The sequence below is a fragment of the Streptomyces sp. NPDC057616 genome (assembly GCF_042800575.1).
Lineage (GTDB): Bacteria > Actinomycetota > Actinomycetes > Streptomycetales > Streptomycetaceae > Streptomyces.
Window position 1 is genome coordinate 1 of the sequence record NZ_JBHVGU010000028.1, and the last position, 12,525, is coordinate 12,525.

The 12,525-nt window shown below is 71.4% G+C and carries 14 protein-coding genes; 3 read left to right on the plus strand and 11 right to left on the minus strand.

Annotated features, from left to right (window positions below):
- The 4 genes from ACFU97_RS30595 to rimP all read right to left on the minus strand — a co-directional run.
- The coding region (locus ACFU97_RS30595) for a translation initiation factor IF-2 N-terminal domain-containing protein (protein ID WP_384263040.1) at positions 1-347 on the minus strand (347 nt) is incomplete at its 3' end.
- A 146-nt stretch (positions 348-493) separates the two neighbouring features.
- Entirely contained in the window at positions 494-772 is a 279-nt protein-coding gene (locus ACFU97_RS30600) for a YlxR family protein (protein WP_384263043.1), read from the minus strand.
- A 101-nt stretch (positions 773-873) separates the two neighbouring features.
- On the minus strand, positions 874-1,884 hold the full coding sequence (nusA, locus tag ACFU97_RS30605) for a transcription termination factor NusA (RefSeq protein ID WP_384263045.1): 1,011 nt from the start codon (positions 1,882-1,884) through the stop codon (positions 874-876).
- A gap of 2 nt (positions 1,885-1,886) precedes the next feature.
- Positions 1,887-2,387 carry a ribosome maturation factor RimP gene (rimP, locus tag ACFU97_RS30610; protein WP_384263048.1) on the minus strand — a complete coding sequence of 167 codons (501 nt, stop codon included), beginning with the start codon at positions 2,385-2,387 and terminating at the stop codon, positions 1,887-1,889.
- Between the two features lie 218 nt (positions 2,388-2,605).
- Between rimP and ACFU97_RS30615 the strand changes: the two genes are divergently transcribed.
- From ACFU97_RS30615 to ACFU97_RS30625, 3 genes are read left to right on the plus strand one after another with little or no spacing between them, the layout of a single operon-like run.
- On the plus strand, positions 2,606-3,136 hold the full coding sequence (locus ACFU97_RS30615) for a hypothetical protein (protein ID WP_384263049.1): 531 nt from the start codon (positions 2,606-2,608) through the stop codon (positions 3,134-3,136).
- Positions 3,133-3,600, plus strand: coding sequence for a ferritin-like domain-containing protein (locus ACFU97_RS30620; protein WP_384263052.1), 468 nt, complete (start codon positions 3,133-3,135; stop codon positions 3,598-3,600). The genes ACFU97_RS30615 and ACFU97_RS30620 overlap by 4 nt, the downstream gene beginning before the upstream one ends.
- Positions 3,601-3,627: 27 nt before the next feature.
- Complete coding sequence (locus ACFU97_RS30625; protein WP_384263054.1) at positions 3,628-4,527, plus strand: aminoglycoside phosphotransferase family protein; 900 nt, start codon at positions 3,628-3,630, stop codon at positions 4,525-4,527.
- A gap of 33 nt (positions 4,528-4,560) precedes the next feature.
- On the opposite strand, the gene ACFU97_RS30630 is transcribed toward ACFU97_RS30625, so the two are convergent.
- From ACFU97_RS30630 to dxr, 7 genes are all read right to left on the minus strand, one after another.
- Positions 4,561-4,986: a ferredoxin gene (locus ACFU97_RS30630; RefSeq protein WP_384263057.1), complete on the minus strand. Its 426-nt coding sequence runs from the start codon at positions 4,984-4,986 to the stop codon at positions 4,561-4,563.
- Between the two features lie 110 nt (positions 4,987-5,096).
- On the minus strand, positions 5,097-6,800 hold the full coding sequence (locus ACFU97_RS30635; RefSeq protein ID WP_384263059.1) for a proline--tRNA ligase: 1,704 nt from the start codon (positions 6,798-6,800) through the stop codon (positions 5,097-5,099).
- 73 nt (positions 6,801-6,873) lie between these two features.
- Positions 6,874-7,440: a GNAT family N-acetyltransferase gene (locus tag ACFU97_RS30640; RefSeq protein ID WP_384263062.1), complete on the minus strand. Its 567-nt coding sequence runs from the start codon at positions 7,438-7,440 to the stop codon at positions 6,874-6,876.
- A 54-nt stretch (positions 7,441-7,494) separates the two neighbouring features.
- Complete coding sequence (locus ACFU97_RS30645) at positions 7,495-8,343, minus strand: GNAT family N-acetyltransferase (RefSeq protein ID WP_384263065.1); 849 nt, start codon at positions 8,341-8,343, stop codon at positions 7,495-7,497.
- Positions 8,344-8,569: 226 nt separating this feature from the next.
- The gene (gene ispG, locus ACFU97_RS30650) at positions 8,570-9,727 is read right to left on the minus strand and encodes a flavodoxin-dependent (E)-4-hydroxy-3-methylbut-2-enyl-diphosphate synthase (protein ID WP_384263068.1); all 1,158 of its coding nucleotides are present in this window, start codon (positions 9,725-9,727) and stop codon (positions 8,570-8,572) included.
- 168 nt (positions 9,728-9,895) lie between these two features.
- On the minus strand, positions 9,896-11,188 hold the full coding sequence (locus ACFU97_RS30655) for a M50 family metallopeptidase (protein ID WP_384263354.1): 1,293 nt from the start codon (positions 11,186-11,188) through the stop codon (positions 9,896-9,898).
- 8 nt (positions 11,189-11,196) lie between these two features.
- The gene (gene dxr / locus ACFU97_RS30660; protein ID WP_384263071.1) at positions 11,197-12,507 is read right to left on the minus strand and encodes a 1-deoxy-D-xylulose-5-phosphate reductoisomerase; all 1,311 of its coding nucleotides are present in this window, start codon (positions 12,505-12,507) and stop codon (positions 11,197-11,199) included.
- Positions 12,508-12,525: the final 18 nt, after the last annotated feature.

Here is a 12,525-nt window from a genome sequence, read left to right on the forward strand (position 1 = left end):
GGCTTCGGGCCCGGGGTGGGACGGGGGCCGGGAGCGGCCGGCGCGGCGGGAGCCGCGGGCTTCTCGGCGGCGGCCGGCTTGGGCGCCGGCGGGCGCGGGGCAGCCGGGCGGGCGGCCTGCGCGGGAGAGGGGGCTGCCGGCTTCGCCGGGGCAGCCTTGCGGGCGGGGGCGGACTTGCCGCCTCCGTTGCCCTGCTGGAGGGCGTCCGTCAACTTGCGGACTACGGGCGCTTCGATGGTCGAAGACGCCGAACGGACGAATTCACCGAGTTCTTGGAGCTTGGCCATGACGACCTTGCTCTCAACCCCGAACTCCTTGGCGAGTTCGTATACCCGGACCTTAGCCACTTCGCTCCTTTTAGGTCCGGGTGCGTCCGGACCGTCGCTACTTCATGGGCGTACTCATCGCGTGCTCATCGAGTGCTCATCGCAATCTCGACCTACTTCCAACTCGCGGGGTACCAGGGCCGCACGGACGTTCCGCACGACGCTTCTTACGGTGTCGGCTGCTCGACATAGAGGCGCAACGCCTTGGTGTCGAGCGCTCCCGGGGCGCGCAGCGCCCGCGTGAACGCCCGGCGACGTACCGCCAGGTCGAGACAGACCACGGCGGGGTGCACATAGGCTCCCCGGCCGGGCAGCGTACCGCGATGATCGGGGACGCATTCACCCTCGATCGCCACGGTCCGCAGCAGATCCTTCTTGGCCGCTCGCTGCCTGCACCCCACACAGGTGCGTTCAGGGCATGCGCGGGCGCGCGTCCGGCCAGACACTCCTAAGTCTACCTCCCCGGAGCGACCTCACCCCTTTGGGGCAAGAATCGAACACTTCCGCGCATGCAACTGTCGTGATCTGAGCCATACACGGCTCGGATCTATTCCCCGCGCTGGTCCCCGTGCTGCTCCGCGGGCCGCTCCGTGTCCGGGCGGATGTCGATCCGCCAGCCGGTGAGCCGGGCCGCAAGCCGGGCATTCTGCCCTTCCTTGCCGATCGCCAGCGACAGCTGGTAGTCCGGCACCGTCACGCGCGCGGAGCGGGCGGCGAGGTCGACGACCTCGACCTTGGAGACCCGGGCCGGGGAGAGCGCGTTCGCCACCATCTCGGCCGGGTCGTCGGACCAGTCGACGATGTCGATCTTCTCGCCGTTCAGCTCGCCCATCACATTGCGCACCCGGCCGCCCATCGGGCCGATGCAGGCGCCCTTGGCGTTCAGGCCCGAACGGGTGGAGCGGACGGCGATCTTGGTGCGGTGACCGGCCTCGCGGGCGATCGCGGCGATCTCCACGGAGCCGTCGGCGATCTCCGGCACCTCCAGGGCGAAGAGCTTCTTCACCAGACTGGGGTGGGTGCGCGAGAGGGTGACGGACGGGCCGCGGACGCCCTTCGCCACCCGCACGACGTACGAGCGCAGCCGCATCCCGTGCGGATACGTCTCGCCCGGCACCTGCTCCTGCACCGGCAGGATGGCCTCGAGCCGGCCGATGTCCACGAGCACGTTCTTGGGGTCGCGGCCCTGCTGGACCACGCCGGTGACGATGTCGCCCTCGCGGCCGGCGTACTCGCCGAGCGTCGCGTCGTCCTCGGCGTCGCGCAGCCGCTGCAGGATGACCTGCTTGGCGGTGGTGGCGGCGATACGGCCGAAGCCGGACGGGGTGTCGTCGAACTCGCGGGCCTCCTGGCCCTCTTCGAGGTCCTCGGGGTCCTCCTTCGCCCACACGGTCACATGTCCGGTCTCCCGGTTGAGCTCCACGCGCGCGTGTCGGCGGCTTCCCTCGGTGCGGTGGTAGGCGATGAGGAGGGCCGACTCGATCGCCTCGACCAGCAGGTCGAAGGAGATCTCCTTCTCCCGTACCAAGCCCCGCAGGGCACTCATGTCGATGTCCACGGCTACGCCTCCTCTTCCTTCTTGTTGTCCTTGCGGTTGAACTCGACCTGCACGCGCGCCCTGTCGATCCCGGAGAAGGCGAGCCGGCGGGAGGTGGCCTTGCGGCCCTTGACCCCGGGCACCTCGAGATCGAGGCCCTCGTCGTCGACCTTCAGGATTCTCGCCACCAGTTCCCCGCCCTCGGCGAGCTGGAACTTCACCAGGCGGCCCACGGCACGCTCGTAGTGCCGGTGCTCGGTGAGAAGGCGCTCCGCGCCCGGGGTCCCGACCTCGAGGGTGTACTCACCCGCGCCCATCGCGTCGCTCTCGTCGAGCTTCGCCGAGAGCTCGCGGCTCACATCGGCGATCTGGTCCAGGTCGGCACCGGTGTCCGAGTCGACCACGACGCGCAGCACCCGCTTGCGTCCGACGGAGTCCACTGCGATCTCTTCGAGATCCAGCCCCTGGGAGCTGACGAGCGGTTCCAGGAGCTCTCGCAGCCTCTCGCTCTGGGTGGTGCTCATCCGGGTGACTCCTCGGCCGCGTGTGCTGTTGTGGGAAGGTCGCGTGTCTGGTCAAAGCGTATCCGGTCACGAGAGCTGCTGCGTCCCGCCTTCGCCTCCGGCGGTGCGGCCGGAGGCCTTCCGGCTCGGGGTGATATGAGGTGGGCCACTTCGCGGGTAACGTGATCAACGGCGGTTCCCGCCCATGTGTTCGTACGCACCCCCCGAGGACGTCAGCCGTGTCGTACCCCCCACCCCTGCGGGTCCCCTCGGGGCCCCGTCGAAGAGCCCTGCTCGCCTCCGCCGCCGGGGCCGCCCTGCTGTCGGGATGTTCCGACGGCGGCGGGAAGTCCGAGGAGAGCGCCGGCGGCAGCCAGTCGGTGACCCGCAAGGCGCGGGCGCTGGCGGCGCGGGAGAGCGCGGGGATGGTCGGGCGGTACGACGCCGTGATCGCCACGCATCCGCAGGTGGCCGAGCGGCTGGCACCCCTGCGGGCGGAGGTCGTGCGGCACACGGAGGCGTTCGGGGGGACGACCGCGAAGGGCAGCACGGGGACGGCGTCGCCGTCGGCCTCCGCGTCCGGGGAGGTCTCGTCCACGCCGGCCACCGAGAAGGACGCCCTGGCCGAACTCGCCGCGGCCGAACGGGCGCTGTCCGACCGGCGCATGGCGGCGCTGGTGGACGTGCCGGGCGAGCTGGCGCGGCTGCTGGCCTCGGTGGCGGCGGCCGGAGCGGCGCACGCGTATCTGCTGACGGAGGGTTCCGGATGAGCGGCGGGAGCGACACGAAGGAGCTCAAGGCCCTGCAGGCCGCGCTGGCCGCCGAGCACGCGGCCGTGTACGGATACGGCGTTGTCGGCGGGCGGATCGGCGAGAAGCGGCGTGCCGAGGCGCGGACGGCGTACGACGCGCACCGGGCCCGGCGCGACGCGCTGACCCGCAGGGTCCGCGATCTGGGCGGTACCCCGGTGCCCGCGGCGGCGGGCTACGCGCTGCCGTTCCCGGTGCCGGACTCGGGCGCGGCCGTGCGGTTCGCCACCGAGCTGGAGGAGCGCGTGGCCGGTGTGTACTCCGACCTCGTCCGGGCAACCGTGGGCGAACAGCGGCGTTCGGCCGCCGGGGCGCTGCGGGAGGCGGCGGTGCGGGCGGTGCGCTGGAGCGGCGAGAGCGTAGCCTTCCCTGGGCTCGCCGAGCGGGCGGCCACAGCCTCGCCCTCGCCGGCGCCCACGGCGTAACGCGTACTGGAAGGGAACGACTCGCGCATGGCTTTCGAACCGCCGCAGCGTCTGGTCAGGACGCTCGGCGAGACGGCACCCGACGGCGACGACTGGTTGGAGAAGCTGCCCGAAGTGGCGCAGCAGGCCGTCGCGCTACGCGAGTTGACCGTGGAGCGGGTGCAGGTGCCCGGCGGGCGCAGCAGCCTGGTCGCGCTGGTGCGCAGGCCGGACGGCACCCCCGCGGTGCTCAAGCTGGCGCCGCCCCGCGCCCGGCCGGAGAGCGAGCGGGCCGCGCTCGCGCACTGGGGCGGCACCGGTGCGGTGCAGCTGCTCGACGACCCCCCGGTGGAGGGCGTGCTGCTGCTGGAGCGGCTGCATCCGGACGTGTCCGTACGGTCGCTGCCCGAGGCGAAGGCGCTGCTGGAGGCGGCGGGGACGTTGCGCCGGCTGTGGGTCGAGCCGCCCGCCGGTCACTCCTTCGAGACCGTCGCCGAGCGCACGGGACGGCAGGCCGAGGCGATGCGGGCGACCGCGTCCGAGGCCCGCGACGTGGCGCCGCTGGTGGACGCGGCGGTGACCGCGCGCGAGTCGTTGCTGGCGGCGCCGCCCGAGCACCGGCTGCTGCACGGCACGTTCCGGCAGAGCAAGGTGCTGGCCGGGGAGCGGATGCCGTGGCTGGCGGTCGGGCCCGATCCGGTCGTCGGTGAGTGCGCCTTCGACCTGGCCCGGCTGGTGCGGGACCGGGTGGAGGATCTGATCGCCTCGCCGTCGGGGGCGTCGACCACGCGGCGGCGGGTCAAGCGGCTCGCGGAGTCGCTGGAGGTGGATCAGGAGCGGCTGCGGGGGTGGACGCTGTTCCGGGCCGTGGAGTCCGGCGCACGGGCGCTGCGGGTGGGGCGGTCGAAGGACGCGGAGCTGCTGCTGGAGTTCGCCGGCTGGCTCTAGCCGGGTGGCCCGGGGCAGGAAGCCCTGGGGGTGTCAGCTCGAGGGCCAGGGCGGGGCGTCCGCCGCGGCTCTGCGCGCCCGGCCCACCGTCCGCGCCGGGACCGGGGTGCCGGCCACGAGCGGGTAGCCCCACTCGTCCAGGGTGATGTGTTCCGGGAGGAGTTCGGCGCACAGCGCGTGTCCCTCACAGGACGTCCGGTCGACGGTGATCCGCTGGTCCACGTCAGGCCTCCTGAGGTACGGGCAGCAGGGGTGTGTGGCGGACGAACGGTCCGCGCTGCTGATGTTGTCGCCGCTGCTCGCGCTGGATCCCGTGCCGCTGTCCGCCGCCGTGTCCGCGTCCGCCTGCAGGGTGCCGACGAGGGCGAAGCACCCCGCGGTGGCCGCCGGCGTGACGGCCGCGGTGCGCCGGGCACCTCTGCGGACGAGGGCCGCGGGGCCCCGTTCTCCGATGGTCATGACCGATCCCCTCCCGTAGTGACGCTCTGTCACGTCCTGCGGTCGGGGAACGGCCTGGGAGAAGTCTGTGAGCCCCCTTGAGGGCTCCAGAGACCTTTCTGAGGAGTTGCTCAAGCGGTCAGGCGGGCGATCGCCTCGTCCACCGTCAGCTCCTCGCGCTCACCGGACCTGCGGTCCTTGAGCTCCAGCACGCCGTCGGCGGCACGGCGGCCCGCGACCAGGATCTTCGGCACGCCGATCAGCTCGGAGTCGGTGAACTTCACACCCGGGGAGACCCCGGCCCGGTCGTCGACCAGGACGCGCAGCCCGGCCGACCTCAGCTTCTCGGAGACCTCCAGGGCAAGCTCGGTCTGCAGGGCCTTGCCCGCGGCGACCACGTGCACGTCGGCCGGGGCGACCTCGGCGGGCCAGCACAGGCCCTGCTCGTCGGCGGTCTGCTCGGCGAGGGCCGCGACCGCGCGGGAGACGCCGATGCCGTAGGAGCCCATGGTGACGCGGACCGGCTTGCCGTTCTGGCCGAGGACGTCGAGCTTGAGGGCGTCGGCGTACTTGCGGCCGAGCTGGAAGATGTGGCCGATCTCGATGGCGCGGTCCAGCTTGAGGCCGGTGCCGCACACCGGGCAGGGGTCGCCGTCCTGGACGACCACGACGTCGACGTACTCGCCGACCTCGAAGTCACGCCCCACCACGACGTTCTTGGCGTGCACGCCCGGCTTGTTGGCGCCGGTCGTCCAGGCGGTGCCGGGGGCCACACGCGGGTCGGCGATGTACTTCACCTTCTCGCCCAGGCCCTGCGGCCCGACGTAGCCGCGGACCAGGTCCGGACGGCCCGCGAAGTCGGCCTCGGTCACCATCTCCACGAGCGCCGGGGCGAAGTGCGCCTCGACCTTGTCCATGTCGACCTCGCGGTCGCCCGGGACGCCGACGGCGACGATCTCGCCGTCCACCTTCACCAGGAGGTTCTTCAGCGTGGCGGAGGCCGGGACGCCGAGGAACGCGGCGAGCGTCTCGATGGTCGGGGTGTCCGGGGTGTCGAGCTCCTCGACGGCCGGCACGCCGGAGCCGTCCACCGGCTTCAGCTCGTACGTGATCGCCTCGGTGTTGGCGGCGAAGTCGCAGTTCGGGCAGTCCGCGAAGGTGTCCTCGCCGGCCTCGGCCGGGGCGAGGAACTCCTCCGACTTGGAGCCGCCCATGGCGCCCGCGGTCGCGGCGCAGATGCGGTAGTCGAGGCCGAGGCGCTCGAAGATCCGCTGGTAGGCCTGACGGTGCAGGGCGTACGACCGCGCGAGGCCCTCGTCCTCGGTGTCGAAGGAGTACGAGTCCTTCATCAGGAACTCGCGGCCGCGCAGGATGCCGGCCCGGGGACGGGCCTCGTCGCGGTACTTGTGCTGGATCTGGTAGAGCACGACCGGCAGGTCCTTGTAGGAGGACGCCTGGTCCTTCACCAGCAGGGTGAAGATCTCCTCGTGGGTCGGGCCGAGGAGGTAGTCGCCGCCCTTGCGGTCCTTGAGGCGGAACAGCTCGGGGCCGTACTCCTGCCAGCGGCCGGTCGCCTCGTACGGCTCCCGCGGCAGCAGGGCGGGGAGCAGCACCTCCTGGGCGCCGATCGCGTCCATCTCCTCGCGGACGATGCGCTCGATGTTGCCGAGGACCTTCTTGCCGAGCGGCAGCCAGCTCCAGATGCCGGCCGCGGTACGGCGGACGTAGCCGGCGCGGACGAGCAGTTTGTGGCTGAGGACCTCGGCGTCCGCCGGGTCGTCACGCAGCGTCTTGGCCATCAACTGGGACATGCGCTGGACCGGTGCGTTCGCCATGGTTCTCGTACTCCTGCTGCGTCTAGGTGATGGCAAGGAGGTTAGCCGGGGGGCCGGTTCCGGTGGAAATCGGTTAACGGTGGCGCAGCGGCAGAGGGGCGCCCATCACGGCGTACGGCTTCGGGGCGCTCGGGAAGAGGACCTGACGGGCGAGGTCCTCGTAGCCGAGGGAGTGGTAGAGGCCCCGGGCCGGGCTGTCCACGTCGATCGCCGAGAGGATCGAGCGGGGCTCGGCGGCGCCGTCGGTGATGATCGTGATCAGAGCGCGCCCGATGCCGCGGTTCTGGTGGCCCGGGTGGACGTGCAGCTCGGTGATCACGAAGGAGTCGTCGAGCCAGCTCTCGTGGCCCTGCGCGCGCACGTACGGCTCCACGACCGTGGACCACCAGTGCGCGCGGTCGTTCGGCATGCCGTAGACGAAGCCGACCAGGCGGCCCTCGATGGTGGCGCCGAGCGCGCGGGCCCCCGGATACGTCATGTGCCGCAGGACGATCTGCCGCCGCACCGCGACCTCGTCGGCGCCCAGCCCGAAGGCCAGGGCCTGCACGGCGAGCGCCTCGTCGACCCGGGCGGACAGATCGAGGGGACCGATCACGACGTCGTCGGGCCGGCGGTGTCCGTGACCGGGAAAGCGCAGCATGCCGGGGAGACTACAGGGCTCGTACGAGGGTCAGAACAGCACTGTGAGGTGCGGCTAGAACAGAACGCTCATGAACGCGCCGACCTCCTGGAAGCCCACGCGCTGGTACGCCCTGCGGGCCGGGGTGTTGAAGTCGTTGACGTAGAGGCTGACGATCGGGGCCACGTCGGCCAGCGCGTACCGCAGCACGGCCGCCATGCCGGGGGCGGCGACGCCCTGGCCCCGGTACTCCGGCGCCACCCACACGCCCTGGATCTGGCAGGCGTGGGCGGTGGCCGCGCCGATCTCCGCCTTGAAGACGACCTTGCCGTGCTCGTCGAGGCGGGCGAACGAGCGGCCGGAGCCGACGAGTTCGGCGACCCTCGCCTGGTACAGCAGCCCGCCGTCTCCGGCCAGCGGGGAGACGCCGACCTCCTCGGTGAACATCGCCACGCACGCCGGCATGATCGTCTCCATCTCGTCCTTGCGGATGCGGCGCACGTACGGATCCGGGGTGATGGCGTCGGGCATGCGGTCGGTGACCATGAGGGGCTGGTGGGCGCGGACCTCGCGGGCCGGGCCCCAGCTTGGTTCCAGCAGGCGCCACAGCTGCGCGGTGGGCTCGACCGGTCCGACGATCGACGAGCAGCGGCGGCCGGCCCGGCGGGCGCGGTCGGCGAAGGCGCGCACGGCGCGCGGAGTGGCGCAGATCGGGACGAGGTTGGCGCCCGCGTAGCACAGGGAGGTCAGCATGCCCTCCTCGTAGAAGCCCCACATCTCGCCGCCGAGGCGCCACGGGTCGAGGCCCGCGACCTGGACCCGTGACGTCACGAAGGCGTTCGCGACCGGCTCACGGTCGAGGACGGCGAGCGCGGCGTCCAGGTCGCTCGGTTCGAGCACCCGGGAGGTGGTCTGGGTCAACACGCGGAGGGCCTCACGCTGCGGGTTCTGCTGATCTCCGCACTGTACCTGCGGATGCTTTGCGGCGCCGCCCCCGTCTGTCGGTCAGGCGGGACTTGGCTGCAGTGCTCTCCGCGGGCTGCTGCCCCCGGGCCCCCGCTCCGGCCCTGGACGGGCCTTGGCCCCGAACGCCGGACGGGCTGACATTGCCGGGACCGGCGCTCGGACAGGGCCCTCGGTCCGAAATCGCTCAGCCCGCCACCGAGACCGACGGCTCTCCGGACTCCGTGCCCTCCGCCTGCATCTGCTCGGCGATCTTCATCGCTTCCTCGATGAGCGTCTCGACGATCTTGGACTCGGGGACGGTCTTGATGACCTCGCCCTTGACGAAGATCTGGCCCTTGCCGTTGCCGGAGGCGACGCCGAGGTCGGCCTCGCGGGCCTCGCCCGGGCCGTTCACCACGCAGCCCATGACGGCGACGCGCAGCGGGACCTCCATGCCGGTCAGGCCCGCCGTGACCTCCTCGGCCAGCTTGTAGACGTCGACCTGGGCGCGGCCGCAGGACGGGCAGGAGACGATCTCCAGGCCGCGCTGGCGGAGGTTGAGGGACTCCAGGATCTGGTTGCCGACCTTGACCTCCTCGACCGGCGGGGCCGACAGGGAGACGCGGATGGTGTCGCCGATGCCCTGGGAGAGGAGGGCGCCGAAGGCGACGGCCGACTTGATGGTGCCCTGGAACGCGGGGCCGGCCTCCGTCACGCCGAGGTGCAGCGGGTAGTCGCACTGGGCGGCGAGCTGCTTGTACGCCTCGATCATCACGACCGGGTCGTTGTGCTTGACCGAGATCTTGATGTCGCGGAAGTCGTGCTCCTCGAAGAGGGACGCCTCCCACAGGGCGCTCTCGACGAGGGCCTCGGGGGTGGCCTTGCCGTACTTCTGGAGCAGGCGGCGGTCGAGGGAGCCGGCGTTCACGCCGATGCGGATCGGGGTGCCGTGGTCCTTGGCCGCCCGCGCGATCTCCTTGACCTTGTCGTCGAACTGCTTAATGTTGCCGGGGTTCACGCGGACCGCGGCGCAGCCCGCCTCGATCGCGGCGAACACGTACTTCGGCTGGAAGTGGATGTCGGCGATGACCGGGATCTGCGACTTCTTGGCGATGGTCGCGAGCGCGTCGGCGTCGTCCTGCGTAGGACAGGCGACCCGCACGATCTGGCAGCCGGAGGCGGTCAGTTCCGCGATCTGCTGGAGCGTGGCGCCGACGTCGGACGTACGGGTCGTGGTCATCGACTGCACGGACACGGGGGCGTCCCCGCCCACGGCCACGGATCCGACCTGGATCTGCCGGCTCTTGCGCCGCTCGGCGATCTTGGTCGGAACGGACGGCATGCCGAGAGAAATCGCAGTCATCTGCTGTGCAACCCCAAGTCGTGGATCAAGGTCCGGTCCCGTCAGCAGCGGGCTCCAGGGTTCGAGATTACGGCACCGGCGCAGGCCCCAGCACATCCCGCCCCTAAACCCACTCGATGGAATGCGGCCTGGAACGAAGCGTTCCAGGCCGCCCCGAACTCCACGTGTCTAGGTGATTTTCACCGGGTTAACCACGTCCGCGATCAGGACGAGCAGGGTGAAGCACACGAACACCCCGGCCACCACGTACGCCACCGGCATGAGCTTCGCCACGTCGAACGGGCCCGGGTCCGGGCGGCGCAGGACGCGGGCGAGGTTGCGGCGCAGGGACTCCCACAGGGCGCCGGCGATGTGGCCGCCGTCCAGCGGGAGCAGGGGGAGCATGTTGAACAGGAACAGCGAGAGGTTGAAGCCGGCGATCAGCATCAGGGCCGTGGCCAGCTGCTGGGTGGGCGGGATGTCGAGGGTGAAGATCTCGCCGCCGACGCGGGCCGCGCCGACCACGCCCATCGGGGAGTCGGGCTGGCGGGGCGCGCCGTCGAAGGCCGCGTCCCACAGGGCCGGGATCTTGCCGGGCAGGGCCGCGAGGGAGTCGACGGCCTCGCTGATCCGGTCGCCCATCCAGGACACGGAGTCACCGAAGTCCTGGCGGACGACGCCGTTGGCCGCGCTGAAGCCGAGGAAGCCGGCGCTGACGAACTTGCCCGGGACCACCTGGCCGGTGGAGTCCTTCTTCGCGACCTGGTTGGTGGCGATCTTCGCGTGCAGGGTGACGTCCTGGCCCTTGCGGTCGACGACGATCGCCACGTCCTTGCCCGGGGTGGCCCGGATGAGGTCGGAGAGCTTGTTCCAGTCGTCCGTGCGCACGCCGTTGAACGAGACGATCTTGTCGCCGGCCTTGAGGCCCGCCGCCGCGGCCGGGGAGGCCGGGTCGCCCTTCCTGCAGTCGTCGCGGTTCTGGTTCTGCGCGATGACGCACTGGGAGACCGAGCTGACGGTGGTGGTCTGCTGGGTGATGCCGAAGCCCATCAGGACCGTGAGGAACAGCGCGACGGCCAGGATGAGGTTCATGAAGGGGCCCGCGAACATCACGATGACCCGCTTCCAGGGCGAGCGCGTGTAGAAGAGCCGCGACTCGTCACCTGGCTGGAGCTCCTCGAAGGCCGCCGAGCGGGCGTCCTCGATCATGCCGCGCCAGGGTGACGTGGAGCGCGCGGTGATCCGGCCGTCGTCACCGGGCGGGAACATGCCGATCATGCGGATGTAGCCGCCGAACGGGATGGCCTTGAACCCGTACTCGGTGTCGCCCTTCTTGCGTGACCAGATGGTCGGGCCGAAGCCCACCATGTACTGCGGCACGCGGATGCCGAAGAGCTTGGCGGTGGACAGGTGCCCCAGCTCGTGCCACGCGATCGAGACCAGCAGGCCGACCACGAAGATCACTATGCCGAGGACCATCATCAGGGATGTCATGCACGCGCCTCCGCGGTGGCCGAAGCCGTCTGCGCCGTCAGTTCCCGGGCCCGGGCCCGTGCCCAGGTCTCCGCTTCGAGGACGTCCGACACGGTGAGTGAGGTTCCCGTGGCCGGGGTGCCGTGCTCCTCGACCACCCTGGTCACGGTCTCCATGATCCCGTTGAAGGGCAGCGCCCCGCCGCGGAACGCCTCCACGCACTCCTCGTTGGCCGCATTGAACACCGCCGGGGCGGTGCCCGCGAGCTCACCCACGTGCCGGGCGAGGTTCACCGACGGGAAGGCGTCGTTGTCGAGCGGGAAGAACTCCCACGTCGACGCCTTGCTCCAGTCGAAGGCCGGGGCCGCGTCGGGGATCCTCTCGGGCCAGCCGAGGCCGACGGCGATCGGCCCCCGCATGTCGGGGGGCGTCGCCTGGGCGATCGTCGAGCCGTCCGTGAACTCAATCATCGAGTGGACATACGACTGGGGATGCACGACCACCTCAATGCGGCTGAAGGGAATGTCGTAGAGGAGGTGTGCCTCGATCACTTCCAGCCCCTTGTTCACGAGGGTCGCGGAGTTGATCGTGATCACCGGGCCCATGGCCCAGGTGGGGTGGGCGAGGGCGTCCTCGACCGTGACGTTCGCCAGCTGCTCCTTCGTGCGGCCGCGGAAGGGGCCGCCGGACGCCGTCACGACGATCTTCCGTACGTCCGCCCGGGTGCCGGCCGCGAGCGCCTGGAAGAGGGCCGCGTGCTCGGAGTCGACCGGGATGATCTGGCCGGGCTTGGCCAGTGCCTTGACCAGCGGTCCGCCGACGATGAGCGATTCCTTGTTGGCGAGCGCGAGGGTGCGGCCCGCCTCCAGGGCGGCGAGGGTCGGGGCGAGGCCGATGGAGCCGGTGATGCCGTTGAGGACGGTGTGGCAGTCGGAGGCGGCGAGCCGGGTGGCCGCCTCGGCCCCGGCGAGGATCTCCGGCAGCGGCTCCCCCGCGCCGTACCGCGCGGCGAGCGCCTCGCGCAGCTCGGGCACGACGTCCTCGCGGGCGACCGCGACGGTCCGCACCCGCAGCCGGTGCGCCTGCTCGGCGAGCAGGGCGACCCGGCCGCCGTTGGCCGAGAGCCCGGTGACGCGGAAGCGGTCGGGGTTGCGCAGCACGAGGTCGATGGCCTGGGTGCCGATCGACCCGGTGGAGCCGAGGATCACCACGTCCTTCGGGCCGCCGCCGGCCACGGGGTCGTAGACGAGGTGCGGGTCGGCGAGGGCGCGGGTCGGGGCAGACGGGGTTTCCGACCCGTGCCCTCGTGAGGCTGGACTGTCGCTCATCCCTCCATTGTTGCCGAG